Origin of the sequence: Halomonas halophila (assembly GCF_030406665.1) — a bacterium.
In the GTDB taxonomy this organism is placed as follows: domain Bacteria; phylum Pseudomonadota; class Gammaproteobacteria; order Pseudomonadales; family Halomonadaceae; genus Halomonas; species Halomonas halophila.
In genome coordinates this window covers 726932-753711 of sequence record NZ_CP129121.1, presented here as the reverse complement: position 1 = coordinate 753711, position 26780 = coordinate 726932, and the positions used below count along the sequence as shown (strand labels likewise).

General features: G+C 68.8%; 20 protein-coding genes. 15 read left to right on the top strand and 5 right to left on the bottom strand.

Going from position 1 to position 26780, the window contains the following annotated elements; genetic code table 11:
- The first annotated feature begins 20 nt into the window (after positions 1-20).
- The 4 genes from QWG60_RS03430 to QWG60_RS03415 all read left to right on the top strand — a co-directional run bounded on the left by QWG60_RS03430 (position 21) and on the right by QWG60_RS03415 (position 4670).
- Positions 21-1643, top strand: coding sequence for a methyl-accepting chemotaxis protein (locus QWG60_RS03430; RefSeq protein ID WP_146907808.1), 1623 nt, complete (start codon positions 21-23; stop codon positions 1641-1643).
- 66 nt (positions 1644-1709) lie between these two features.
- Positions 1710-2645 (top strand): 2-hydroxyacid dehydrogenase, encoded by a 936-nt coding sequence (locus QWG60_RS03425; RefSeq protein WP_107182207.1) that lies wholly within the window; start codon positions 1710-1712, stop codon positions 2643-2645.
- Between the two features lie 88 nt (positions 2646-2733).
- Positions 2734-3303, top strand: coding sequence for a nicotinamidase (locus QWG60_RS03420; protein WP_146907806.1), 570 nt, complete (start codon positions 2734-2736; stop codon positions 3301-3303).
- An 11-nt stretch (positions 3304-3314) separates the two neighbouring features.
- Positions 3315-4670 carry a nicotinate phosphoribosyltransferase gene (locus QWG60_RS03415; protein ID WP_146907804.1) on the top strand — a complete coding sequence of 452 codons (1356 nt, stop codon included), beginning with the start codon at positions 3315-3317 and terminating at the stop codon, positions 4668-4670.
- 25 nt (positions 4671-4695) lie between these two features.
- On the opposite strand, the gene QWG60_RS03410 is transcribed toward QWG60_RS03415, so the two are convergent.
- Positions 4696-5253, bottom strand: coding sequence for a DJ-1/PfpI family protein (locus QWG60_RS03410; RefSeq protein WP_046079292.1), 558 nt, complete (start codon positions 5251-5253; stop codon positions 4696-4698).
- 186 nt (positions 5254-5439) lie between these two features.
- On the opposite strand from QWG60_RS03410, the gene QWG60_RS03405 reads away from it, so the two are divergent.
- From QWG60_RS03405 to malG, 5 genes are all read left to right on the top strand, one after another.
- Entirely contained in the window at positions 5440-6096 is a 657-nt protein-coding gene (locus tag QWG60_RS03405) for a hypothetical protein (protein ID WP_046079293.1), read from the top strand.
- Between the two features lie 91 nt (positions 6097-6187).
- Entirely contained in the window at positions 6188-7120 is a 933-nt protein-coding gene (locus tag QWG60_RS03400) for a lysine exporter LysO family protein (protein WP_146907802.1), read from the top strand.
- Positions 7121-7455: 335 nt separating this feature from the next.
- On the top strand, positions 7456-8652 hold the full coding sequence (malE, locus tag QWG60_RS03395; RefSeq protein ID WP_146907800.1) for a maltose/maltodextrin ABC transporter substrate-binding protein MalE: 1197 nt from the start codon (positions 7456-7458) through the stop codon (positions 8650-8652).
- A gap of 74 nt (positions 8653-8726) precedes the next feature.
- Positions 8727-10301, top strand: coding sequence for a maltose ABC transporter permease MalF (malF, locus tag QWG60_RS03390; protein ID WP_107182201.1), 1575 nt, complete (start codon positions 8727-8729; stop codon positions 10299-10301).
- A 14-nt stretch (positions 10302-10315) separates the two neighbouring features.
- Complete coding sequence (gene malG, locus QWG60_RS03385; protein ID WP_146907798.1) at positions 10316-11206, top strand: maltose ABC transporter permease MalG; 891 nt, start codon at positions 10316-10318, stop codon at positions 11204-11206.
- Between the two features lie 190 nt (positions 11207-11396).
- Here the strand turns inward: malG and ugpC are convergent, their stop codons facing one another.
- The 4 genes from ugpC to QWG60_RS03365 all read right to left on the bottom strand — a co-directional run bounded on the left by ugpC (position 11397) and on the right by QWG60_RS03365 (position 18661).
- On the bottom strand, positions 11397-12512 hold the full coding sequence (ugpC, locus tag QWG60_RS03380) for a sn-glycerol-3-phosphate ABC transporter ATP-binding protein UgpC (protein ID WP_146907796.1): 1116 nt from the start codon (positions 12510-12512) through the stop codon (positions 11397-11399).
- Positions 12500-14185: an alpha-amylase family glycosyl hydrolase gene (locus QWG60_RS03375; protein WP_107182198.1), complete on the bottom strand. Its 1686-nt coding sequence runs from the start codon at positions 14183-14185 to the stop codon at positions 12500-12502. Before QWG60_RS03375 ends, ugpC begins: the two co-directional genes overlap by 13 nt.
- Before the next feature lie 143 nt (positions 14186-14328).
- The gene (malT, locus tag QWG60_RS03370) at positions 14329-17037 is read right to left on the bottom strand and encodes an HTH-type transcriptional regulator MalT (RefSeq protein ID WP_146907794.1); all 2709 of its coding nucleotides are present in this window, start codon (positions 17035-17037) and stop codon (positions 14329-14331) included.
- 106 nt (positions 17038-17143) lie between these two features.
- Entirely contained in the window at positions 17144-18661 is a 1518-nt protein-coding gene (locus tag QWG60_RS03365) for a carbohydrate porin (protein ID WP_146907792.1), read from the bottom strand.
- Positions 18662-19036: 375 nt separating this feature from the next.
- Between QWG60_RS03365 and QWG60_RS03360 the strand changes: the two genes are divergently transcribed.
- The 6 genes from QWG60_RS03360 (at position 19037) to QWG60_RS03335 (ending at position 26649) form a co-directional block, all read left to right on the top strand.
- Positions 19037-20305, top strand: a complete 1269-nt coding sequence (locus tag QWG60_RS03360; RefSeq protein ID WP_106488631.1) for an ABC transporter substrate-binding protein — start codon at positions 19037-19039, stop codon at positions 20303-20305.
- A gap of 12 nt (positions 20306-20317) precedes the next feature.
- Positions 20318-21292: a carbohydrate ABC transporter permease gene (locus QWG60_RS03355; RefSeq protein ID WP_046079303.1), complete on the top strand. Its 975-nt coding sequence runs from the start codon at positions 20318-20320 to the stop codon at positions 21290-21292.
- On the top strand, positions 21289-22131 hold the full coding sequence (locus QWG60_RS03350; protein ID WP_035594861.1) for a carbohydrate ABC transporter permease: 843 nt from the start codon (positions 21289-21291) through the stop codon (positions 22129-22131). The genes QWG60_RS03355 and QWG60_RS03350 overlap by 4 nt, the downstream gene beginning before the upstream one ends.
- 26 nt (positions 22132-22157) lie before the next feature.
- Positions 22158-23780 (top strand): alpha-glucosidase family protein, encoded by a 1623-nt coding sequence (locus QWG60_RS03345; RefSeq protein WP_046079304.1) that lies wholly within the window; start codon positions 22158-22160, stop codon positions 23778-23780.
- Between the two features lie 46 nt (positions 23781-23826).
- Positions 23827-24933, top strand: a complete 1107-nt coding sequence (locus QWG60_RS03340; protein ID WP_046079305.1) for an ABC transporter ATP-binding protein — start codon at positions 23827-23829, stop codon at positions 24931-24933.
- A gap of 69 nt (positions 24934-25002) precedes the next feature.
- Entirely contained in the window at positions 25003-26649 is a 1647-nt protein-coding gene (locus tag QWG60_RS03335) for an alpha-amylase family glycosyl hydrolase (RefSeq protein WP_146907790.1), read from the top strand.
- Positions 26650-26780: the final 131 nt, after the last annotated feature.

The following is a 26780-nucleotide window of genomic DNA, read 5'->3' as shown; positions in this document are numbered from 1 at the left end:
CCACGCCAAGGTCGCTCCCCATGCTGCAACGCTTCTCCATCGGCGCCCGCCTCGCCATCGCCTTTTCCCTGATCGTCCTGCTGCTGCTGACCGCGGGCGCCGTCGGCCTGCGCGGCCTGTCCCAGGTCCGCGACACCGCCGTCGACACCCTGAACGTCGATGCCGCCACCGCCCTCAACGCGGCCCGCGTGCAGCAGCTGTCGCTGGAGCTGCGCCGCTACGAGAAGGACACCTTCATCAACCTGCGCGAGGCTGACCGGGTCGCCTCCTATCGTGACAAGTGGCTGGGCGCACACGCCGACCTCGATGACGTCCTGACCCGTGGCGCCGAGCTGGCGCCCACGCCCGATCTCGGCGACCTCTACCGGGAGGCCGACACGGCCCTGGATGGCTACGCCGCCGGCTTCGACGCCACCCATGCCCGCCTGCGCGACGGCGACTTCACCACCACCGCCGAGGCCAACCGCGCCTTCTCGGACTACAAGGCGGCGGTCTATCGGCTGCAGGACGCCGCCGATGCCATCGGCGAACGCGCCACGCAGCGCATGGCCCGCGCCGAGGCCGGCATCACCGCGCGTCATCGGGGCGCCGTCACCGGCCTGCTGATCTTCGCCGGGCTGGCCGTCGCCGCGGCCGTGCTGCTGTCGCTGATCATCACCCGCAGCATCGTGCGTCCGCTGCACCAGGCGCTGGCCGTCACCGAACGGGTCGCCGAGGGCGACCTGCGCCAGGTCATCGAGGCGCGAGGCAGCGACGAGACCGCCCGCCTGCTCGGCGCCCTGCGACGCATGAGCGACTCGCTCTCGGGCCTGGTCGCCTCGATCCGCCGCACCAGCGACACCGTGCATCGGGGCGCCACCTCGATCGCCCGGGACGGCCACGAGCTGGCCGCCTATACCGAACAGCAGGCCAGCGCCCTGCAGCAGAGCGCCGCCAGCATGGAAGAGATCACCGGCTCGGTGACGCAGACCGCGGAGAGCAGCCGCCAGGCCGACCGACTGGCGGAGGACGCCACCGTCCAGGCCCGCGTCAGCCACGAGAGCGTGGCCAGCAGCGTGGCGCTGATCCGGGACGTGGTCGCCGATGCCGCCCGCATGGACGGCATCATCGAGACCATCGACGCCATCGCCTTCCAGACCAATATCCTGGCCCTCAACGCCTCCGTGGAGGCGGCCCGGGCCGGCGAGCGCGGCCGCGGCTTCGCCGTGGTGGCCACCGAGGTGCGCGCCCTGGCCGGCCGCAGCGCCGAAGCCGCCGGCGAGATCCGCCAGCTGCTGGAGGGCACCCGTCGTCAGCTCGACGAGTGCGCCCGCCAGACCGAACAGAGCGGCGCCAGCATGACCGACACCAAGCAGAGCATCGAGCGTCTCGGCGAGGAGGTGCTGAGCATCGGCGCGGCCACCCGCGAGCAGTCCGACGGCCTGACGCAGATCGGCACCGCCGTGGCCGAGCTCGACTCGGCGACCCAGCGCAACGCCAGCCTGGCCCAGGCCACCACCGCATCGGCGGCGTCGCTCGAGCAGGACTCGGGCGAACTCAATGCCCTGGTCGCCCGCTTCCGCCTCGCCGAATCGTTCGAGGAGGCACCGGCTCCCCTCGCCGCCCCGACCTCCCGCCGCGCCCACACACCGGCGCTTGCCTGAACGGGCTTTCCCCGCGGCGGCGAAATCGCGAAGATGGACGCGAACCCTTCGCCGCCCGGAGAACCGATGCGAGTCCTGGTCCACACCGATGCCGCCGAGGCCTGGCGCGATGCCCTGGCCGAGCGCCTGCCCGACGCCGAGATCCTCACCAGCGCCGCCCCCGCCGACGAGCGCCGCCGCGCCGACTATCTGGCGGCCTGGAAGCCCTCCGCCGAGCTGCTCGACGAGCTCATCTCGCTCAAGGGCATCGTCAACCTCGGCGCCGGGGTCGATGCGCTGCTGGGCAACCCCGCCCTGCCCCGGGGCGTGCCCATCGTCAAGCTGCGCGACGCCGGCATGGCCGGTCCCATCGCCGACTACGCGCGCTACGGCGTGCTGCACTTCCAGCGCGACTTCGACCGCTATCGTCGCCAGCAGGCCCGCGCCGAGTGGCGCGAGTGCCCGCCGGTCGACAAGGCCGACTGGCCGGTGGGGGTGCTGGGGCTCGGCGCCATCGGCGCCCGGGTGGCGCAGTCACTGGCCGACGACGGCTTCCCGGTGCACGGCTGGAGCCGCTCGCCCAAGACGCTGCCCGGCGTGCGCTGCCATCACGGTGACGACGGCCTGCGCGAGCTGCTGCCCGAGGTGAAGAGCCTGGTGCTGCTGCTGCCCGATACGCCGGCGACCCGCGGCATCATCGACGCCGAGGCCCTGGCCGCCCTGCCCGAAGGCGCCAGCCTGATCAACCCGGGGCGCGGCAGCCTGATCGACGAGGCCGCGCTGCTCGCCGCGCTGGGCGACGGCGAGGCCGAAGGCCGGCTGCGCGGCGCGCAGCTCGACGCCTTCCCCGAAGAGCCACTGCCGGCATCGAGCCCGCTGTGGTCGCATCCGCGGGTGCTGATCACCCCGCACATGGCCGGCCCCACGCCGCTCGGCGAGGCGCTCGACCAGGTGGCCGAGGCGCTGCGCGCCATGGATGCCGGCGAGGACGTCGAGACCATCGACCCCGACGCCGGCTACTAGGGTTCTCCAGGTTCGCGAGCCCCTACACGAACGTCGGCTCAGGGCATACGCTGAAGAGGAGACGTCACCGACCTCGAAGGAGAAGCCGATGCCTCATGCCCAGCTGGACTACGGCCCCGTGGACGCACTGCTGGTGGTGGACATGCAGAACGACTTCTGCGAGGGCGGCGCCCTGGCCGTGGCCGGCGGCAACGCCCTGGTGCCGGGCATCAACGCCGAGATCGCCGCCGCCCGGGCCGGCGGTGCGCTGATCGTCGCCTCGCGGGACTGGCACCCCATCGACCACGTCAGCTTCGCCCACCGCGGCGGCCCCTGGCCGGTGCACTGCGTCCAGGACACGCCGGGCGCGGCCTTCCACCCCGACCTCGACCTCGACGCCGATACGCTTCGCGTCAGCAAGGCCACCGCCTTCGACGCCGACGCCTATTCGGCCTTCGACGCCACCGGCCTGGCCGGCTACCTGCGCGAGCGCGGCGTCACCCGGGTGGTCGTCTGCGGCCTGGCGCTGGACGTCTGCGTGCGGGCCACGGTGCTCGACGCCCGCCGGCACGGCTTCGAGCCCCTGCTGCTCGAATCGCTGAGCGCGGCGGTGGCCCCGGACGCCGTGGCCGACTGCCGGGCCGCCTTCGCCGAAGCCGGCGTCAGGGTCATGCCGTGAGGGACACGCGCATGGACCATATCGCCCCGCTGAGCGTCGACGACGACGAGCTGGCACTGCTCACCGACCTCTACCAGCTGACCATGACCCAGGCCTACTGGAAGGAGGCCATGACGGCGCCGGCCACTTTCAGCCTGTTCTTCCGCCGGCTGCCCCCGGAGCGACGCTTCATGCTCGCCTGCGGCCAGCAACATGCCGCCGAACGGGTCAGCCGGCTGCGCTTCACCGACCGCGCGCTCCGACGGCTGGCCGAGGTCGATCATCTGGAACCGGCCTTCCTCGACTGGCTGGCCGACTGGCGCTTCGAGGGCGATATCTGGGCGCTGCCCGAGGGCACGCCGGTGTTCGCCAACGAGCCGCTGCTGGAGGTCGACGCGCCCATCGCCCAGGCCCAGCTGCTGGAAAGCCTGATCATGAATCTGGTGCAGCTCGAGACCGTGCTGGCCTCCAAGGCGGTGCGCATGGTGATGGCCGCCCGGGGCCGGCCGGTGGTGGACTTCGGCCTGCGCCGCATGCACGGCGTGGACGCGGCGGTACGCGGGGTGCGCGCCTATCGCGCGGCGGGGCTTTCCGGCACCAGCAACGTGCTGGGCGGGCTGCGCCACGGCCTGGCGCTGAACGGCACCATGGCCCACAGCTACGTGCTGGCCCACGACAGCGAGCGCGAGGCCTTCCGCGCCTTCGCTCGCCACTACCCCGGCACCACCCTGCTGGTGGACACCCACGACACCCTCGAGGGCGTGAAGACGGTGATCGCGCTGATGCGCGAGGAGGCCGGGCTCGAGATCGGTGCCATCCGGCTGGACTCCGGCGACCTGGGCGAGCTGGCCCGCGGCGCCCGGGCACTGCTGGACGCGGCCGGCCATGTGGACGTGAAGATCGTCGCCAGCAGCGGTCTCGACGAGCACGCCATCGAGGCGCTGCTGGCCGACGGCGCGCCGATCGACGCCTTCGGCGTCGGCACCCGGATGGGCGTAGCCGCCGACGCCCCGGTCATCGACCTGTCCTACAAGCTGGTGGAATACGCCGGGGAGCCGACGATCAAGCACTCCCCCGGCAAGATCAACCTGCCCGGGCGCAAGCAGGTCTTCCGCCGTCACGACGCCCATGGCGGCTTCGTCGGCGACGTCATCACCGGCCGCACCGAGCGGGTGGAAGACGCGACGCCGCTGCTGCATCCCTGCGTGGTGAACGGTCAGGCAGCGCCGGACGCCATGGCGGCGGCCGACGCCGCCCGGGAGCGGGTCGCGCGGGACCTCGAGCGCCTGCCGGCCGCACTGCGCCGGCTAGCGCCACTCGAGGGCGAAGGCGACTATCCGGTCACGCTGTCCGAGCGCCTCGCCGGGCGGGCCGGCGAGGCGCCCTGACGTCTTTTCTGACCGCAGCGCCGCCTTACAGCAGCTCGTTGAAGCGCGCCAGCCAGGCCGGATGCGCCGGCCAGGCCGGAGCGGTCACCAGCTTGCCGCTGACGATGGCCTCGTCCATGCCGATCTCGGCGTAGTCGCCGCCGGCCAGGTGCACCTCCGGGGCGCAGGCGGGATAGGCCGAGACCCGGTAGTCGGCCAGCGACACCGCGGCGGCCAGCAGCTGGGCGCCGTGGCAGATGGCGGCCACCGGCTTGTCGGTGTCGAAGAAGTGGCGCACCAGCTCCAGCACCCGCTCGTCCAGGCGCAGGTACTCCGGCGCCCGGCCGCCGGGGATCACCAGCGCGTCGTAGTCGTCTGCAGCGACCTCGGCGAAGGTGGCGTTGAGGGTGAAGTTGTGTCCCGGCTTCTCGGTGTAGGTCTGATCGCCCTCGAAGTCGTGGATGGCGGTGCGGATGCTGTCGCCCTCGCGCTTGTCGGGACATACCGCGTCCACCTGATGGCCCATGGCCTGCAGGGCCTGGAACGGCACCATGATCTCGTAGTCCTCGACGAAGTCGCCGGCGATAAGCAGCAGTCTGGCCATGACAACACCTCCTGTGAAAGACGAAAATGGGGGCCTGCCCCGCCAGCCTAACCGCTCGCCGATGACTCGGCCATGTCAGCGAGACCGTCATCGAGACGGCCGTCGGGAATGTCGGTGGGGAACCCGGCGGCCGCCGCGCCCTCTCAATCGAATCACCCCGATGCTTTTTCCCGCGAGGACTTCCCGATGACGTTTCGCCTGCCGCGCCGCGCCTGGCTGCTGGGCCTGGCCCTGGTCGTCACGGCCCTGCCGAGCCTGGCCGCCACCGCACCCCAGCCCTTCGACGCCCGCTACCATCTGGAGGTCTCGGGCTGGCCGGACGTCGATATCGAACATCAGCTGTCGCAGGAGGCCGGCCACTGGCACAGCGAGATGCGCGCCAGCCTGCCCGGCGCCAGCGGCCACGAATGGGGCCGCTTCCGGCTCGACGACGAGCGTGTCAGCTCGCTGCACTACGCCGCCGGCTACTCGCTGCTGGGCATCCGCCGCTCCTACTCGCTGGCCCAGGCCGATCTGGCCCCCCTGCCCGACCGCCAGAGCGCCCTGGTCGCGCTGGCCCGGCGCGTCATCGACGACGCCGACGGCCAGGGCCGGCTGCGCTATCGCGACCACCGCGGCCGCGAGGAACGGCTCGACTACCGGGTGCTGGACCGCGATCCCGTGACGCTGCCGGCCGGGCGCTTCGCGGCGGTGCGGGTGGCGCTGGCCGAACCCGACGAGGACGACCGACGCATGGAGATCACCTTCGACGCCGATCGCCCGGGCCTGCTGCTGGGCATGGCTTACTACCGCGACGGCGAGCGCAAGAGCCGCCTGTCCCTGACCCGCCTCGGCGACGACTGACGCCGCTGCCGCGGCGGCGGCAAGCTGCTAGAGTGAGCGGTTTTGGCCGTCGCCGACGGCCCGAACGGGAAGACAGAGAAGGAACTCTCGCATGCTCACCGGACTGCTGATCGTATTGCTGCCGCTGATCCTGGGCTATCTGGTCCGGGTACGCCGCGACGCCGTCATGGCGCTGATCAACCGCGGCGTCAGCGCCTCGATCTACGCCATCCTGCTGCTGATGGGCGTGAGCCTGGCCGGGCTCGACGATCTCGGCGGCCAGCTCTCGCGCATGGGCGGCCAGGCGCTCGCGCTGCTCGCCGTCACCTCGGCCTGCAACCTCGCCGCCCTGGGCTGGCTGTCGTGTCGACTGCACCTGACCGTGGACCCGAGCCATGCGGTGGACGGCGCGCCCACCAGCAAGCTGGCCGCCATGGCCGGCTCGTTGGCGCTGGTCGGCGTTGTGGCCGCCGGCATCGTGCTGGGCCTTCTGATCCATGCCTTGTCCGGCGGCGCCGAGGCGCCCTTCGCCTGGGCCGAGCGCCTGTCGGAATGGGTGCTCTACGCCCTGCTGGCGCTGATCGGCTGCCAGCTCAGGAACTCCGGCATGCCGCTCAGGCAGATACTACTCAACCGCCACGGGCTGGCCATTGCCGTGACCCTGGCGGCGAGCTCGCTGATCGGCGGGCTGGTCGCCGCCCCGCTGCTCGAGCTGCGCTGGAACGAGGGCCTGGCCATGGCCGCCGGCTTCGGCTGGTACTCGCTGTCCGGCATCCTGGTCGGCGACGAACTCGGGCCGCTGCTCGGCGGCGTGGCCTTCTTCAATGACCTGGGCCGCGAGCTGCTGGCCTTCGTGCTGATCCCGCTGGTGATCGGCCGCCACCCGGCGCTGGCCATCGGCTACGGTGGCGCCACCTCCATGGACTTCACCCTGCCGGTGATCCAGCAGCATGGCGGCGTGAGGTGCGTGCCGGTGGCCGTGGTCTCGGGGTTCATCCTCTCGCTGCTGTCGCCGCCGCTGATCCTGTTTCTGCTGTCATTGTGATATCAGCCCCATGGCGGCAGCCTCTCGCCGTGCTCGCCATTTCCCGCCGCGGATGCCCGCTTCTGCTGACCCTGTGAGGTGAGAGCCCCGGCCCCGCCCTGGAGGCGGTGTGCCGGTGGCCGTGGTCTCGTGGGGCGTCCGCTCTCGGCCCCCGGCTTCCCCACCACCGCCCCTGTTGCTCCTCCCGGATTCCCGGGGCCATGACCTACGCCCCGCGCTTACGCCGTCCTCCTCCCCCCTCGGGGAGGAGGCGGCTGCCCCCTGGATCGGCGAGCCTTGCCGTGGACTCACCCACGCCACGACACCGTCACCACAACAAGAAGGGAGTCGACATCATGACCCCACGCCTGCACCACGCCTCCTTGCTGCTGGCCGCCACCCTGGGCGTCGGAGCCGCCCTGCCCGCCATGGCCTTCGAGGACGACGGCCTGACCGTCTGGATCGGCGACAACAAGGGCCCCGAGGGCATCCGTGAGGTGGCCGAGCGGTTCACCGCCGATACCGGCATCGCCATCGACATCGTCCACCCCGACAACATGACCAACCGCTTCCAGCAGGCCGCCGGCAGCGGCCAGGGGCCGGATATCGTCATCTTCGCCCACGACCGCATGGGCGAGTGGGCCCAGAGCGGGCTGCTCAAGGCCGTCGCGCCCTCCGAGGCCTACCGTGAGCGCTACTTCGACTTCACCTGGGACGCCGTCGAGTGGAACGGCGAGACCTACGGCTACCCCATCTCGGTGGAATCGCTGGGCCTGATCTACAACAAGGCCCTGGTGGAGACAGCGCCCGAGAGCTTCGACGAGCTGGCCAGGCTCGATGCCGAACTGGCCGAGGACGGCAAGAAGGCGATTCTCTTCGACTACGGCGAGCCCTACTTCAGCTGGCCGCTGCTGGCCGCCAATGGCGGCTATCCGTTCCAGCATACCGGCAGCGGCTATGACGTCAGCGATATCGGGGTCAACAACGCCGGTGCGGTGGCAGGCGCCGAACGCCTGCGCGCACTGATCGACAGCGGCGTGCTGCCCGAGGGCACGGACTACAGCGTGATGGATACCCGCTTCAACCAGGGGGAAGTGGCGACGATGATCAGCGGCCCCTGGGCCTGGAGCAACCTCGAGAAGAGCGGCATCGACTTCGGTGTGGCGCTTCTCCCCAGGGTCGGCGACGAGCGGGCCAAGCCGATGTTCGGCGTGATGGCGGCGATGATCAACTCGGCCTCGCCCAACGACTTCCTGGCCACCGAGTTCCTCGAGGGCTACCTGCTCGAGGAGCAAGGCCTGCGCACCTTCAACGGCGACGGCTCGCTGGGCGCCGTGGCCCACAAGGCCTATCAGCAGGAGCTGGAAGCCAACCCGCACATCGCCGCCACCCTGGCGAATGCCGAGCTCGGCGAGCCGATGCCCAACATCCCCGAGATGGGGGCCTTCTGGTCGGCCATGGAACCGGCGCTGCAGAACATCGGCAGCGGCCGCCAGTCGCCGCAGGCGGCGCTGGATGCCGCCGCAGAGCGTATCCGTACCGCCATCGAGTAACGCCCGCCTTCCGGGGCTCCTTCCCGCCCCGGCCCGGCCGCGAACCGCGGCCGGGGCAGACCGCAGGTAATCCCATGTTTGTGACCAACGCTTCGCGCGGCTTGCCGCGCCATCGTTCCCGCCATCCCGCCGAGCGCTACGGCCGTTGGGCGCTGCGCACCCTGACGGCCCTGCTGGTACTCGCCACCCTGTGGCTGGTGGTGGCCTTCCACCTGCGCGGCCAATGGATGTTCTCGCTGCTGTTCCTGGTGCTGGGGGCCTCGCTGGCGATCGTCTTCGGCAAGCGTGAATGGATGAGCCACCGCTATATCTTCCCGGCACTGGCCGGAATGGGTGTGTTCGTGATCTTCCCGCTGGTCTATACCATCGGCATCAGCTTCAGCAATTACAGCTCGAGCAACCTGCTCGGCGAGGAGCGGGTACGCGCCCAGTTCCTCGACCGGACCTACCAGGCCGAGGGCCAGGCCTTCGACTTCCAGCTGGTACGTGAAGGAAACCGCACACGCCTGTATCTGGAGGCCCAGGGGGCCGTCGACCCGGAAGGCGCGAGACAACTGGTGTCCCTGCCGCTGGCCCAGGCCGTCGAAGGACAGCCCCTGGCGATCGAGCCGACCGAGGCGGCCCCCTCCGGCGAGGCGCTGGGCATGCGCGAGGTCATCGCCCGGCGTGATCGCCTGCAGCGCCTGACCCTGGTGACGCCGGAGGGTATCGAGCTCAAGATGGCGGGGCTGCGCCGCTTCGCGCCGATGCTGCCGCGCTTCGAGGCGAATCCCGACGGCAGCCTGACCGACCTGCGCGAGGGCATCCTCCTGACCCCCGATCAGGAGACCGGTTTCTTCGTCACCGAGGACGGCGAGCGCCTCACCCCCGGCTGGCCGGTGGCGGTGGGGCTGGACAATTACACCCGGATCTTCACCGATCCGGACATCCGCGGGCCCTTCCTGCAGATCTTCGTCTGGACCTTCGTCTTCGCCGGGCTGACGGTGGTCTTCACCCTGGCGGTGGGCTTCGTGCTGGCCACGCTGCTGCAGTGGGACCAGCTCAAGGGCAAGGCCATCTATCGCACCCTGCTGATCCTGCCCTACGCGGTGCCGGCCTTCATCTCGATCCTGATCTTCAAGGGCATGTTCAACCAGAACCACGGCGAGATAAACCTGATCCTCGAGAACCTCTTCGGCATCAGCCCCGACTGGTTCACCGACCCGTCGACGGCGCGCACCATGCTGCTGATCGTCAACACCTGGCTCGGCTATCCCTACATGCTGCTGCTGTGCATGGGCCTGATCCAGTCGATCCCCCGCGATCTCTACGAGGCCTCCGCGGTGGACGGTGGCGGGCCGCTGACCAACATGATGCGCATCACCCTGCCGCTGATCCTCAAGCCGCTGACGCCGCTACTGATCGCCGCCTTCGCCTTCAACTTCAACAACTTCGTGCTGATCGCCCTGCTCACCGGCGGCAAGCCGGACATCCTTGGCGCCAGCACTCCGGCGGGTACCACCGACCTGCTGGTCAGCTACACCTACCGCATCGCCTTCCAGGATGCCGGCCAGCAATTCGGCCTGGCGGCCGCCATCGCCACCCTGATCTTCCTTCTGGTGATCGGGCTGTCGTGGCTCAATCTGCGCCTGTCCAAGGTCAAGGTCTAAGGAGGAGTCGTCTCATGGCCATGGTTCAACCCCGTTCGATTCGTGCCCGCAAGCTGGGCGCCCACCTCGCCCTGCTGGGCTTCGCAAGCCTGGTGGTGTTCCCGCTACTGCTGGTGATCTCGATCTCCTTCCGCGAGGGCAACTTCGCCACCGGCAGCCTGATCCCCGAACGCTTCTCGCTGGAGCACTGGGCGCTGGCCCTGGGCATCCCCTGGGAGCGGACCGACGGCACCGTGGTCCAGCCACCGTTCCCGGTGCTGCTGTGGCTGTGGAATTCCATCAAGGTGGCGATGGCATCGTCGCTGATGATCCTCGCGCTCTCCACCACCAGCGCCTACGCCTTCGCCCGGATGCGCTTCAAGGGCAAGGCGCCGATCCTCAAGGGCATGCTGATCTTCCAGATGTTCCCGGCCGTGCTCTCGCTGGTGGCGCTCTACGCGCTGTTCGACCGCCTCGGCCAGCTGGTGCCATGGTTGGGACTCAACACCCACGGCGCGCTGATCCTCGCCTCGTTGGGCGCGGTGGCGCTGCATATCTGGACCATCAAGGGCTACTTCGAGTCCATCGACGGCTCCCTGGAGGAGGCGGCGATGGTCGACGGCGCCAGCACCTGGCAGGCCTTCTACCACATCCTGCTGCCGCTCTCGGTGCCGATCCTGATGGTGGTGTTCATCCTCGCCTTCATCATGTCGATCATGGAGTACCCCATGGCCTCGGTGCTGCTGCTCGACGAGGACAAGCTGACCCTCGCCGTGGGCGCCCAGCAGTATCTGGCCGATCACAACCAGCGCTGGGGTGACTTCGCCGCCGCGGCGGTGCTCTCCGGGCTGCCCATCACCCTGGCCTTCCTGCTCTGCCAGCGCTGGATCGCCGGCGGACTCACCGCCGGCGGCGTGAAGGGCTGAGCTCCTCCCACCTCTGCCCCCCGATTTCCTCGTCCCGACAGGGACTCCCTGCTTCCCCGGCCTTCGCCGGGGTTTTTTATATGTGGTCGTGGGCAGGTATCGACCGCTGCCCCCCGATGATGGGCCATGGCAAAGACAACGCCCCGGGCGCAAGGCGCACCGGGGCGGGGTGGTCCGGGCAGGCTGTCGTTCAGTGGACGATGCCGGGGATCTCCACCTGGCGCGGACAGGCCTGGCCGTCGGGGCCGAACAGGTGGCAGTGGTCGCCGGACAGGCCCAGGGCGACGGTCTGGTGCTCCTCGAACCGGGCCAGGCCGTCGAGGCGCTGCGTCACGGTGCCCTCGACGCCCTCGACCTGCAGGTGGGCGAGAGTCTCGTAGCCGAGCTTCTCGGCCACCATCAGCCTGGCCTCGAGCATCGCTTCGCCCTGCTCGGGGGCGACGAAGTCCTCGGCGCGCACCCCCAGGGTGGCGGTGTCGCCCGCCTGGAGGCCGCGGCCGTCCACCGCCACGGCCAGCGTCTCGCCGGACGGCAGGCGCACGCCGGTGCGCTGCGGGCCCGGGTCGACCACCGTCACCGGCAGGGTATTGATACGCGGCGAGCCGATGAACTCGGCCACCTCGAGGGAGTTGGGGAAGTGGTAGAGCGACAGCGGCGCGCCGACCTGGGCGATGCGGCCGCTCGACAGCAGCACGATGCGGTCGGCCAGCGTCATCGCCTCGACCTGGTCATGGGTGACATAGATCATGGTGGCGCCGAGGCGCCTGTGCAGCTCGGCGATCCGCACCCGCATCTCGACCCGCAGCGAGGCATCCAGGTTCGACAGCGGTTCGTCGAACAGGAACACCGCTGGCTCCTTGACCAGGGTGCGGCCGATCGCCACCCGTTGGCGCTGGCCGCCGGAGAGGTCCTTCGGCTTGCGCTCGAGCAGCGGGGCAAGCTGCAGGATATCGGCGGCGTGCTCGACGCGGCGGCGGATCTCGGCCTTGTCGGTGCGCGCCAGCTTGAGGCCGAAGGCCATGTTCTCGGCCACCGTCATGTGCGGGTACAGCGCATAGGACTGGAAGACCATGCCGATATCGCGCTCCTGGGGCGGGATCTCGTTGATCCGCTCGCCGTCCAGGCACATCTCGCCGCGGCTGATGTCCTCGAGCCCGGCGACCATGCGCAGCAGGGTCGACTTGCCGCAGCCCGAGGGCCCGACGAAGACCACGAACTCGCCGTCCTCGATGGTCAGGTCGATGTCGCGCGAGATCTCGACGCCGTCATAGTCCTTGCCGATGTCGCTCAGGGTCAGACGTCCCATGAGGCTTCCTCCGAGTCAGTGGTACAGCGGGCGATGGCGATACCATGTGCCGGCAGGGTGAGCGTGCCGCTCTGCCACTGGCCGTTGACCATGGCCGGGGCATCGTCGAGGGCACAGGCGTCGTGCGGGGCCGGCAGTTCGCGAGGCTCATCGGCAAAGTTCAGCGCCACCAGCAGGCGTTCGCCGGGGGCGCTCGCCGGATGGCGTCGCTCGAGGCACAGCACCTCGTCGCGCACCGGATGGTAGGCGATATCGCCCTTGACCAGCGCCGGATGCCGACGGCGGAAGGCCAGGAAGGCGCGACTGGCGTTGAGCAGCGAATCCTCCTGGGGCTCCTGCTGGTCCACCGCCAGCTCCAGGTGTGCATCGGGCACCGGCAGCCAGGGGGTTCCCGTGGAGAAGCCGCCGTGGCGGGCGTCGGCCTGCCAGGGCATGGGGGTGCGGCAGCCGTCGCGCCCCTTGTAGGCCGGCCAGAAGGTGATGCCGGCGGGGTCGACCAGCTGCTCGAAGGTCAGCTCGGCCTCGGTCAGGCCCAGTTCCTCGCCCTGGTAGAGACAGATGCTGCCGCGCTGAGTGAGCAGGAAGGCCAGGTAGAGGCGCAGCGCCGCGTCGTTGCCCTCGGCGCCCCAGCGGGTGGCCAGGCGGGTGACGTCGTGGTTGCCCAGCGCCCAGCAGGGCCAGCCATCGCCGATGCGCGCCTCCATCTCGGTGAGGATCCCGCGCAGGTACTCCGGATCATGGCGCTCGCCGAGCAGGTCGAAGGAGTAAGCCATGTGCAGACGCTTGCCCCCCTGGGAATATTCGGCCATCACGCCCAGCGAGTCATCGTCGCCGACCTCGCCGACGCTGGTGGTGCCGGGATACTCGTCGAGCAGCGCCCGCAGCCGCTCCAGGAAGATCAGGTTCTCCGGCTGGGTCTTGTCGTGGATATGTTGCTGATAGCCATAGGGGTTATCGGGGCGCACGCCGATGAAGCCCTCGGCGATCTCCTCGCGGGGCGGGTTGTCCTGGAGCTCGCCATGGGTGCAGAAGTTCACCGCGTCCAGGCGGAAGCCGTCGACGCCCCGCTCCAGCCAGAAGCGCACCTCGCCGAGAATGGCCTCGACCACCGCGGGGTTCTGGAAGTTGAGGTCCGGCTGCTCGACCAGGAAGTTGTGCAGGTAGTACTGGCAGCGGCGGGTGTCCCACTGCCAGGCGGAGCCGCCGAAGATCGCCTGCCAGTTGGTGGGCGGGGCGCCGTCGGGCCGAGGATCGGCCCAGACGTACCAGTCGGCCCTGGGGTTGTCGCGGCTCTGGCGGCTCTCGGCGAACCAGGGGTGCTGATCGGAGGTGTGGGAAAGCACCTGATCGATGGTGACCTTGAGGCCGCGGGCGTGAGCGGCCTCCACCAGGCGGTCGAAGTCCTCGAGAGTGCCGAACATCGGGTCCACGTCGCGGTAGTCGCTGACGTCGTAGCCGAAATCGAGCATCGGCGAGGTGAAGAACGGCGACAGCCAGATGGCGTCGACGTTCAGCGAGGCGATGTAGTCGAGCCGCTCGATCACGCCCTGCAGGTCGCCGATGCCGTCGCCGTTCGCATCCAGGAAGCTGCGCGGATAGATCTGGTAGATCACCGCGCCGCGCCACCAGTCGGCGCCCTGTCGGCCAAGGTACTGGGAAGTGTCTGTGGTCATGTGCCGGGTCCTTGTGGTGAATCGCGGGTATCGGCGGGCCGACACCGCAGGAAAAGCGTCATGCCCATGGTGGCGGCAGGACCGGCGGGAGAAATCCTCCTGCGGGGAGGGCAACAGGCGTAGGCGGGGGGAGGAGGCGTCCCCTACTCCCCCTGGATGCGCGCGAGGAGGTCGCCGGCCAGGGCGATGGCCTCCTCGCGGCGGCGGATGCCCTGCTTCTGGTAAAGACTGCGGATATGGGTCTTGATGGTGGTGGGCGCCACCGACAGCTGTTCGGCGATCTGCTCGTTGGAGAGCCCCGCATGGATCAGCCCCAGGATCTGCCACTCGCGACGGGTCAACGGCGAGGTGCGGATCAGCTCGGGCACGTCGGGGCGGGCAACGATGTCGGCGATCACCGCCTCGTCGAGCATCAGGCGCACGGCGCGGCCGAAGTCGCGCTGACGGCCGGCCAGCGAGAGCAGTCGCTCGGCGCGTCGCCTGGCCAGCTCGTCCAGTGCCCGGGTCTCGAGCAGACGACCGAGCATCTCGGACAGCGGTCGGCCCAGACGCAGGAAGCTGCCGATGAGCGCCGTGCGCGAGGCCAGCTCCAGGGCCTCGGCCAGGTGCTCCAGCGCCGCCGATTCATGGCCGCACTGCCACTCCAGAAGCGCCAGACACAGCCGGTTGCGGTTGGCATCGGTGACCAGGCCGAAGCGCGCAGCCTGAGTCTCCAGCGTGTCCAGCAGCGCTCGGGCCTCGTCGGGCCGACCGAGCAGCATCAGCGCCCGGGCGTGATTGCGCACGTTGGCCTGGGCGAAGTGGTTGCTGGCGATGTGGGGCTCGGCGGTCGGCGCCTCCTGCAGCCAGCGGGCCACGGCATCGCGGTCGTCGTTGGCCTGCCACCAGGCCAGCAGGGTGGCATGGGCGTTGGCCCGCCAGTCGATGTGGTAGTCGCCGTCGGCAAGAATCTTGCGGATGCGGCGAACATGGTCGGCACACTGCGCCTGGTCGCCGCGCGCCAGGGCGACCTTGGCCAGGCTCACGTGACACTGCAGGGTCCAGCGCTCGCCCTGGCGGTCGAGCAGGGCGATGCCTGCCAGGGCCGCCTGCTCGGCCTCGTCCAGGCGGTGCCACTCCCACAGCAGCTGGCTGCGGATGCGATAGAGAAACTCGGCGACCGGCAGCCGATCGAGGCCGCAGTGCTCGATATGCGCGAAGGCCCGTTCCTGGATGTCGTAGGCGGCCTGCAGCCGCCCCTGGGCGACCAGGGTCTCCGAATGGTGGCACAGCGCCCACAGCATCAGCTGGTCGTCGCCGATGCGCTGCGCCTCCCGCTCCACGTCATGGACCCGCGTCAGCGACTCGGCGAGTCGCCCCTGGACGAACCGTGCCTTGCAGAGAATGGCAGCGGCCGACACCGGCGTGACGGCCAGGTAGCGGGCCGGCCGGGTCAGGGCCTGCTCGGCCAGCGGCGCGGCCCGTTCGGCATCGCCCCGGTTGATCGCCAGCTGGGCGCGCAGGGTAGCGAACTCGGCGGCCAGCGCCTGCCAGGCGGGGTCGTCGAGCTGGGCCTCGATCCAGCCGATGGCCTGGGCGGTGCGCTCGAACTGGTACTGGGCGTGGGACACCCAGCCATGCAGCAGCGTCAGCTGTGGCGAGGCGCACAGGCATGTCTCGCCGAGCGTCGCCAGGGCTCGTGCCAGCAGCGCGAAGTGGCCATGGGCCAGCAGCCGTGGGCCCTGGCCCTCGACCAGCATGGTCAGCATCTCGGGATCATCGGCCTCGATGGCCTGGGCCAGCGCCAGGGCGGGCTCGCCCAGCGCCAGCCAGGCCTGGCTGGCACGACGATGCAGCTGGCGCTGGGACTCGAGGCTCAGCGCGTGACGGCGATGGCGCAGGTAGCCGGCGAACAGGGGCTGGAAGCGAAACCACTGGTCGTGGGGATCGGTCCGCTCCAGGAACAGGCCCGCCCCTTCCAGGGCCTCGAGCCGTTGGGACACCCCCTCCCCCTCGAGCAGGCGCGCCACCAGCGTCGGCGAGAAGCGCTCCAGCACGCCGAGCTGCCACAGCAGGCGACGATCGGGCTCGTCGAGGCAGGCCTCCAGCAGGTCGTCGAACCAGGCGACGAAATCCGGATGGCTCCCGCCCAGCCGCTCCAGCAGGCTGTCGAAGCCCGCGCGGGTCGTGGTGCGCTGGATCAGCCAGTCCAGGGCCATCACCCAGCCGCCCGTCAGGCGCAGGGCCCGCTCCAGGCTGACCCGGGTGGGCGGGAAGCTGAGCTGCTCGGCGCACAGCGTCTGGGCCTCTTCCAGGTCGAAGGCGAGCGCCGGTGTACCGATCTCCTCGAGCTCGCCGCGCAGGCGCAGGCGCGGCAGGCCGAGCGCCGGCCGATGGCGTGATACCAGGGTCAGCGTCAGCCAGTGCGGCTGATGACGCAGCCAGTGCATCAGGCCATCGTGGATGGCGGGGTGGCGGACATGCTCGAACTCGTCGATTACCAGACGGCAAGGGGCGGCCTCGGCGGGCAGGCTGGCCAGCCAGGCATCGATGCGCTCATCGAAGGTTCCTTCCACGGCGGCAAGCGGCGAGACGCCCGGCCACTCGCGGCACAGGCGATCCAGCGCCGCACCGAAGTAATCGGCGAAGCGCTCCGGGTCGTCGTCGCGATCATCCAGCCGCAGCCAGGCGGCCGGCTGATCCAGTGCCGCCAGCCGTTCGGCCACCAGGGTACTCTTGCCATAGCCCGGCGGTGCCTGCACCACCAGCAGGCGGACACGCTCGTCGAGGGCGAAGCGATCGTTGAGCCGCGGCCGGGCCACCAGGGTGGGGAGAGGCCTCGGAGGGGCGAGTTTTTCCTCGAGCAGTGGCATGAATCAGACTCCCGATGGACAAGGGGAAGGTGGCATCGACCTCATGCAAAACGCCCGCGACCTCGGTCGCGGGCAAGCATCGAAACAGCGCTCGACCAGGCGCGGGTCAGAACCAGACCTCGCTCTGCACGCCGAAGGTCCACTCATCGCCGGTGAAGCCGTCGCTGCCGAGGGCATCATCCCCGGAGTAGCCGTTGAGCTCCTCGTCCCAGTCGCTCCAGGAGGCGAACAGGCGAATCTCCGGACGCTGCCAGAAGCCGCCCACCTGGGGCTTGAAGGTCGGGGCAATGGTGAACTTGGTATAGCTCCCCTCGGCCGAGTTGTTGCCCCCATAACCCTCTGGGGAGAGGTCCATCCACTGGTAGCTGCCCTCGTACTGCATCTCGAAGTTCTCGGTCAGCTCGTTGGCCAGACGCACGTTGAAGGTCGCCCAGTCATACCGGTCACCCTCGACGTAACGATCCTCGCTGGTCTCGGCCAGGATGGCCGGCGCCACGCGCCAGCGGGGCGCCAGATAGGTGGTGCCGTACAGCGCGAGGCGGGTCGCGGTGGCATCCTCACTCAGGTTGCCGTTGGAACCGAGGCTCTTGGTCTCGGCGCCGAGGCCCTGGCCATGCAGCACCGCGGCCTTGAAGCTGCCGTCGCTGAGGCCGAAGAAATCATCGCCATGGTAGGCGACCATGGTGTGGACGCCGTCATCCGCGGCATCGACATTGCCTTCGGTCAGACGCTCTTCGTTGTCGGTGGCGCTCATGCCGCTGATCATCCACTGCCAGTTACCGACATAGTTGTTGGAGGTCAGGATCAGGTTATCGGTGCTGCCGGTGTCCTCTGCCGGATTCATGCTGTCGACCGGGAAATCGGTGAAGCTGCGTCCGTAGAGGGACAGGTTCGACGTCCAGTTGTCGGCCAGCTGCATGTCATAGATGCCGCCACCGGTACCGGCCAGGAAGATGACGTCGCTGTCGAGCCAGTGGATATCGAAGTTGTCGCGGTCGAAGCGCTTGCCGGCCCAGATGGAGGCATTCTCGAAGGCACCGGTGAAGCTCGGCAGGTCGCTGAACTCGGCGTAGACCTGGCGCACGTTGAGACTGGACTCGTCGGACGTCCAATCATTACTGGTCTGCACCCCGTCGGCGATCATGGTGCGGTAATGCGCCTTGGCACCGTTGTCGAAGCGCATCTTGTAGTTGAGGATCGCCTCGGCGTAGGTATCCGGCTCGTTGCCCAGGCGTCCCACGGCGCCGCCCTGACCGCCCGCCGGCGTCAGATAGGGGCCACCCTCGGCGCTCTTGCCACCGTCACCGATCAGCAGCCCCGAGCGGGCGTAGGCGTTGAAGGAGAAGCCCTCCTCACCGCTGGCCTGGCGCTCCACGGCGGCCAGTCGGGCCTCCAGATCCTCGTCGGACAGCTGCTCGGCCATCTCCTGCTCGGCCTCGTCGGCGCGTCGCTCGGCGGCCGCGGCACGCTGTTCGGCGGCGACGATGCGTTGCTCGAGCTCGGCCAGGCGAGCCTCGAGGTCGCTCGAGGCCTGGGCACTGGCCAGCCCGCTGGCACTCAGGGCGGCGGCGGCAACGGCCATGACGAGCGGTGACTTGCGCGGGCGTTGGGTCGGAATTGTCATCGTGATCAATGCCTTTGTTGTTGTCGCGTGAGATCTCGATCGCGTCCGGCGAACCGACGCCCTGCCCAGCCGTTGAGCGGTGCCGGGCAGCTCCGGGCATCCGGACTTAATCGTTTAAGACAGTAGTTGGAATGTAACGCGAAAAACACACGACTTATGTCTAAAACCCGACGAGAGACATCAAAAAGTAGTAAATAAACAAGTTTTAACGTCGAAGGTCGCCATTTTCACGACCAAAGTCTAGGTTGCACCGCCGTCTCCGCATCGCTTAACTGAGCGCAGATCTTAATCGATTAAGACACGTCCTGGCAGGCCAGGCTTCCATGCGCCATCGCCGTGCCGGAACGCGACAACAACAAGTGACGAGGATACGCCATGCAACGCAAGTTCCTGATCGCCTCTGGACTCACCCTGCTGGGCACGGCAGGCGCCGCTCCGGCCCTGTCGGCCGAGCTGACCATTTCCTGCGGCGCGGTCGGCGCCGAACTCACGCTCTGCGAGCAGGGCGTCGAGGCCTGGGAGAACGAGACCGGCCACGACGTGGAAATCGTCTCCACGCCCAACTCCTCCACCGAGCGGCTGTCGCTCTACCAGCAGATCCTGTCGGCGCGCTCCGGCGATATCGACGTGCTGCAGATCGACGTGGTCTGGCCGGGCCTGCTGGCCAACCACCTGATCGATCTCGAGGAGACGCTCGGCGAGGATGCCGCCGAGGGCCACTTCGAGACCATCGTCGCCAACAACACCGTCGACGACCGGCTGGTGGCGATGCCCTGGTTCACCGATGCCGGCGTGCTCTACTACCGCAAGGATCTGCTCGAAAAGCACGGCGTCGCGCCGCCCGAGACCTGGCAGCAGCTGACCGATATCGCCGTCGAGATCCAGGCCGCCGAACGCGAGGCGGGCAACGACAAGCTATGGGGCTACGTCTTCCAGGGCCGCGCCTACGAGGGGCTGACCTGTAACGCCCTGGAGTGGGTGGCGAGCCACGGCGGCGGCACCCTCGTCGATGCCGACGGCGAGATCACCATCGACAACGAGAATGCCGCCACGGCGCTGGACCTGGCCGCGAGCTGGATCGGCGAGATCACCCCGCGGGGCGCCCTGAACTACACCGAGGAGGAGGCCCGCGGCATCTTCCAGTCGGGCAACGCCGTGTTCATGCGCAACTGGCCCTATGCCTGGTCGCTGGCCCAGAGCGAGGACAGCGAGGTGGCCGGCAAGGTCGGCGTGGTCAAGCTGCCCCACGGGCCGAATGGAGAGAGCGCGGCCACGCTGGGCGGGTGGAACCTCGCGGTGTCGAAGTACAGCGAGAATCCCGAGCTCGCCGCCGATCTGGTGGCCTACCTGACCGGCGAGGCCGAACAGAAGCGGCGCGCCATCGAGGCGGCCTACAACCCGACGCTCACTTCGCTCTACGCCGACGAGGAAGTCCTCGAGGCCGTGCCCTTCTTCGGCACCCTCTACGACACCTTCACCAACGCCGTGGCCCGCCCCTCCGCCGTCACCGGCGACAACTACGGCCGTGTCAGCAACGCCTTCTTCAACGCCGCGCACGGCGTGCTCACCGACGAACAGGACGGCGCCGATGCCGTCGCCGAGCTGGACAGCGAGCTGTCACGCATCAAGCGTCGTCGCTGGTAACCGGAGGTCGACATGTCCACTTCTGCAACCGACAGTGCCCCCCGCGAGGGGCGCACGGCCAAGGCGGGTTACCGGGGCACCAAGGTCCGCCGCCAGCGGGTCCGCGCCGCCTGGACCTATCTGACCCCGATGCTGGTCGCCCTGGCGCTGGTCGCCGGCTGGCCGCTGCTGCGTACCTTCTACCTGAGCCTCACCGACGCCTCGCTGTCGGACACCGCCGGCGCGGCCTTCATCGGCTTCGAGAACTATCTGGTCTATGACGACGGCGCCTGGTACGGCCTGCTCACCGACCCGGTGTGGTGGAACGCGGTGTGGAACACCGTCTACTTCAGCGTGGTATCGGTCTCGCTGGAAGTGGTGTTCGGCATCGTCGTCGCCCTGCTGCTCAACGCCGAGTTCAAGGGCCGCATGCTGGTGCGGGCCGCGGTGCTGATCCCCTGGGCCATTCCCACTATCGTCTCGGCCAAGATGTGGGCCTGGATGCTCAACGACCAGTTCGGGATCATCAACCACCTGCTGATGGCGCTGGGCCTGATCGATGCCCCCCTGGCCTGGACCGCCGATGCCGACCTCTCCATGTGGGCGGTGATCATGGTCGATGTGTGGAAGACCATTCCCTTTGTCGCCCTGCTGGTGCTGGCCGCCCTGCAGATGCTGCCCAAGGACTGCTTCGAGGCCGCCGAGGTCGACGGTATCCATCCGGTCAAGGTGTTCTTCCGCGTCACCCTGCCGCTGATCACCCCGGCACTGCTGGTGGCGGTGATCTTCCGCCTGCTCGATGCCCTGCGCGTGTTCGACGTGATCTATGTGCTGACCTCCAACTCCACCAGCACCATGACCATGTCGATCTATGCCCGTCAGCAGCTGGTCGAGTTCCAGGACGTGGGCTATGGCAGCGCCGCCTCGACGATGCTGTTCCTGATCATCGCCCTGGCCGTGGTCGTCTACCTGTACCTGGGCCGCCGTCAACTGGGAGTCGACCAATGAACCAGTATCAGCTGATGAAACTCGCCAAGCGCGTCGGCCTCTACGCCCTGATCGCCGTGGTGATGGTCTACGCCATCTTTCCCTTCTACTACGCCGTGATCACCTCGCTGAAGCCCTCGAGCGAGCTGTTCCGGGTCGATTTCTGGCTGTCGTCGGTGGACGTCAGCAACTACGTGCAGATCTTCACCCAGAAGAGCTTCGTGCGCGCCATCTTCAATTCCATCCTCATCTCGGTGTCGGTGGTGGTCATCGCCCTGCTGCTGGGGATCACCGCCTCCTACGCCCTGGGCCGGGTGCGCTTCCGCGGCCGCGCCACGGTGATGCTGACCATCCTCGGGGTATCGATGTTCCCCCAGGTGGCGGTGCTCTCCGGCCTGTTCGAGGTGATCCGCGCGTTGAACCTCTACAACAACCCGGGCGGCCTGATCCTGAGCTACACCATCTTCACCCTGCCCTTCACCGTCTGGGTGCTGACCACTTTCATGCGCCAGCTGCCCATGGAGCTGGAGGAGGCCGCGATCATGGACGGCGCCACCCCTTGGGTGACCATCACCAAGGTATTCCTGCCGCTGATGTGGCCCGCCATGGCGACCACCGGACTGCTGGCCTTCATCGCCGCCTGGAACGAGTTCCTGTTCGCCCTGACCTTCACCCTCACCGACGACCAGCGCACCGTGCCGGTGGCGATTGCCCTGATCTCCGGCGGCAGCCAGCACGAGCTGCCCTGGGGCCCGATCATGGCCGCTTCGGTCACCGTCACCGTGCCGCTGGTCATCCTGGTGATGATCTTCCAGCGCCGCATCGTCTCCGGCCTCACCGCCGGCGCCGTCAAGGGATAGGCCTCATGTCATCAAGGACCCCGATCATGCAAGACAACCTGAGCTGGTGGCGCGGCGGCGTCATCTACCAGATCTACCCGCGCAGCTTCATGGACGCCAACGGCGACGGCATCGGCGACCTGGCCGGCATCACCGAGAAGCTCGACTACGTGGCGAGCCTGGGCGTCGATGGCATCTGGCTGTCGCCCTTCTTCACCTCGCCGATGGCCGACTTCGGCTACGACGTCAGCGACTACCGCGATGTCGACCCGATGTTCGGCAGCCTGGACGACTTCAAGGCCCTGCTGGCCCGTGCCCATGCCCTGGGCCTGAAGGTGATGATCGACCAGGTGATCAGCCATGCCTCGGATCAGCATCCCTGGTTCCGGGAGAGCCGCCAGGACCGCACCAACCCCAGGGCCGACTGGTTCGTGTGGGCCGACCCCAGACCCGACGGCACGCCGCCCAACAACTGGCTGTCGATCTTCGGCGGCTCGGCCTGGACCTTCGACTCCCGGCGCCGCCAGTACTACCTGCACAATTTCCTGGCAAGCCAGCCGGACCTGAACTTCCATCACCCGGAGGTCAGGAAGGCCCAGCTGGACAACCTGCGCTTCTGGCTGGAACTCGGCGTCGACGGCTTCCGCCTGGACACCGTCAACTTCTACTTCCATGACACCGAGCTGCGCGACAACCCGCCGGTGCCGGCGGGCGCGGCCAAGACCCTGGGCGCCCCGGACAGCAATCCCTACACCTGGCAGCGCCACGTCTATGACCTGAGCCGCCCGGAGAACCTCGACTTCCTGCGCGAGCTGCGCGCGCTGATGGACGAGTTCCCCGGTACCACCACGGTGGGCGAGATCGGCGATGACAACCCCCTCGAGCGCATGGCCGAGTACACCGCCGGCGGCGACAAGCTGCACATGGCCTACGGCTTCGACCTGCTCAACGACCCCCACTCGCCGGCCTATATCCGCGAAGTGATCGAACGCTTCCAGCGTCTGGCCGGCGACGCCTGGCCATGCTGGGCGCTGTCCAACCACGACGTGGTGAGAAGCGCGACGCGCTGGGGCGCCGACGAGGACCCGCTGGCCTATCCCAAGGTGGCGCTGGCGATGGTGCTGTCGCTGCGCGGCAGCGTCTGCCTCTACCAGGGCGAGGAGCTGGGACTGCCCGAGGCCGAGGTGCCCTTCGAGCGTATCCAGGATCCCTACGGCAAGGTGCTGTGGCCGGAATTCAAGGGCCGCGACGGCTGCCGCACGCCGATGCCCTGGACCGATGCGCCGCGGGCCGGCTTCACCGCCGAGGCCGTGGAGCCGTGGCTGCCGGTCGACGCCCGCCATCTGCCGCTGGCCGTGGCGCGCCAGCAGGATGACGCCGCCTCGGTGCTCAATGCCACCCGTCGGCTACTGGCGTTCCGCCGCGAACACCCGGCGCTGGTCGACGGCGACCTCGAACTGGTCGACGTCGGCCAGGACCTGCTCGGTTTCCTCCGCAAGAGAGGCGAGGAGACGCTGCTGTGCGTCTTCAACCTGGACGACGAGACGCGTAGCACGACACTGCCGATGGCCGGCCCCCTGCTCGGCGGTCATGGTTTCACCGCCGATCTGGACGGCGCGACGCTGACCCTGCCGCCCTACCAGGCCGCCTTTCTCCAGCTCGACCGTTAACACTACACAACAACGCCGGCCCCGGGGGCCGGCGAGGAGTCGCCAGATGGCAAGCGTGACCCTGGAAAAGCTCAACAAGGTCTTTGGCCACACCCCTATCATCAAGGACGTCGACCTCGAGATCGGCGACGGCGAATTCGTGGTCTTCGTCGGCCCCTCGGGCTGCGGCAAGTCCACCCTGCTGCGGCTGATCGCCGGGCTCGAATCGATCACCGACGGCGAGCTCAGGATCGCCGGCGACGTGGTCAACGACCTGCCGCCCCGCGAACGCGGCGTGGGCATGGTGTTCCAGTCCTATGCCCTCTACCCGCACATGACGGTGTACGAGAACATGGCCTTCGGTCTCAAGCTGGCCAAGACCGACAAGGAGACCGTCGAGCAGCGAGTGATGGCCACCGCCCGCATCCTGCAGCTCGAGGAGCTGCTCGACCGCAAGCCCAAGGCGCTGTCCGGCGGCCAGCGCCAGCGCGTGGCCATGGGCCGCGCCATGGCCAGGGAGCCGCGCATCCTGCTGTTCGACGAGCCGCTGTCCAACCTCGACGCCTCGCTGCGCGTGCAGATGCGCAACGAGATCGCCCGCCTGCACCACCGCCTGGGCTCGACCATGGTCTACGTCACCCACGACCAGGTCGAGGCCATGACCCTGGCCGACAAGATCGTGGTGCTGCGCGACGGCCGCGTCGAGCAGGTCGGCAGCCCCCAGACGCTCTATCAGCAACCGGCCACCAAGTTCGTGGCCGGCTTCATCGGCTCGCCGACCATGAACTTCATGCCGGCGGAGCTGCTCGGCAGCGATGGCGACGGCTGCAAGGTCCAGGCCCCGGGCCTCGGCGAGCTGGCCCTGCCCCAGGACGCTGGCAGCGCCGCCCAAGGCACCGGCCTGACCCTCGGCGTACGCCCCGAGCACCTGCACCTGACCGAAGCGGAGGGCGACAACGCCTTCGAGATCGTCAACGTCGAGTACCTGGGCAACGAGGTCTACGTCTACCTCGAGCCCAAGGCCGGGGACACCCTGCTGATCCATCGCAGCGAGGCCCCGAGCCGCTGGGACGTCGGCCAACGGGTGGCACTGGCTCCCGAACTCCAGCACGTGCATCTGTTCGATGCCGATGACCGGGCACTGGCGCTTGCCGGCCAGCGTCGCGCCGCCTGAACCGACGCCCTCCTCACCCTTCCTTTCCCTTGGTGACGGGAGCCCCGGCTCCCGTCTCTGGAGACGCGCATGCCGTTATCTCACGACCAGCACGACGCTCGACACGACTGGTGGCGCGGCGCCACCCTCTACCAGATCTATCCACGCAGCTTCATGGACGCCAACGGCGACGGCATCGGTGATCTCCAGGGCATCACCGAGAGGCTCGAGCACGTGGCGAGCCTCAATGTCGACGCCATCTGGCTGTCGCCCTTCTTCACCTCGCCGATGGACGACTTCGGCTACGACGTCAGCGACTATCGCGACGTCGACCCGATGTTCGGCACGCTCGGCGACTTCCGCACGCTGATCGATCGCGCCCACGAACTCGAGCTGCGGGTGATCATCGACCAGGTGCTGTCGCACAGCTCCGACCGGCACGCCTGGTTCCAGGAGAGCCGCCAGGACCGCACCAATCCCAGGGCCGACTGGTACGTCTGGGCCGACCCCGAGCCCGATGGCAATCCGCCCAACAACTGGATGGCGGCCTTCAGCGGTCGCGCCTGGACCTTCGATGCCCGGCGCCGGCAGTACTACCTGCACAACTTCCTGCCCAGCCAGCCGGACCTCAATTTCCACCACCCCGAGGTGCAGCAGGCGCAGCTCGACAACCTGCGCTTCTGGCTGGAACTCGGCGTCGATGGCTTCCGCTTCGACGTGGTCAATTACTACTTCCACGATCGCGCCCTCACCGACAATCCGCCGATGCCTCTTGCGCAACGCCGGCCCGGCAACCCGCAGAGCTACCAGTGCCAGCGACACAACATCGAACAGCCCGAGAATCTGGCGTTCCTCGAGCGTGTCCGTGCCCTGCTCGACGAATACCCGGGCTCGACCACCGTGGGCGAGATCGGCGGCAACGATCCGCTGCCGACCATGGCCGCCTACACCGCCGGCGAATCGCGCCTGCACATGGCCTATACCTTCGACCTGCTGGACAGCACCGGTGAGGCGCGCGAGCTCCACGACGTCCTGGCGCGCCTCGCCGAACTCGGCGACGACACCTGGCCCTGCTGGGCACTTTCCAACCACGACGTCCAGCGCAGCGCCAGCAGCTGGGGCCAGGAACGCGCCCTGCTGGCACTGACGGTGCTCTGTTCGCTACGCGGCAGCCTGTGCCTCTATCAGGGTGAGGAGCTGGGCCTGCCCGAGGCCGAGCTGGCCTATGAGGACCTGCAGGACCCGTTCGGCATCAACCTGTGGCCGGAGGTCAAGGGCCGGGATGGCTGCCGCACCCCGATGGTATGGAACGAGGCCGCCAACGGCGGCTTCTGTGACGCAGGCGCCACTCCCTGGCTGCCGATCGAGTCGCGTCACCGGCCGCTGGCCGTGGCACGACAGGACAAGGACGCCGACAGCCTGCTGAACCGGGTCCGCCAGCTGCTCCGGCGGCGCGCCGACAGCGACCTCCTGCGTCAGGGCGACCAGCAGCTGATCGCTCCCGAGGCCCTGCCCGACGAGGTCTTCGGCGTGATCCGCACTCGGGGCGGCCAGCGCCTGCTGTGCCTGGCACATCTCGGCCATGGCGATGCACCGATCGAGATCGACCTCGAGGCGCTGGATGCCGGCCCCGAGGAGGGCCGCGCCCTCGACCTGCCAGGCATGCCGTCTCCTGCCCTGAAGGAACGCAAGCTGAGCCTGAGACCGGGTACCGCCGCCTGGCTGGCCTGGGCCTGACGCCGTACGGCGCCGCTCACCATGCCGCCCGCGCCATGGCACGGGCGGGCATACTGCCGATGAAGCGGCCCTCGGTCACTGTTCATCGCCGCCAGGGGCGGCTAGGATAGGCCCCTAACTAAATCGATTCA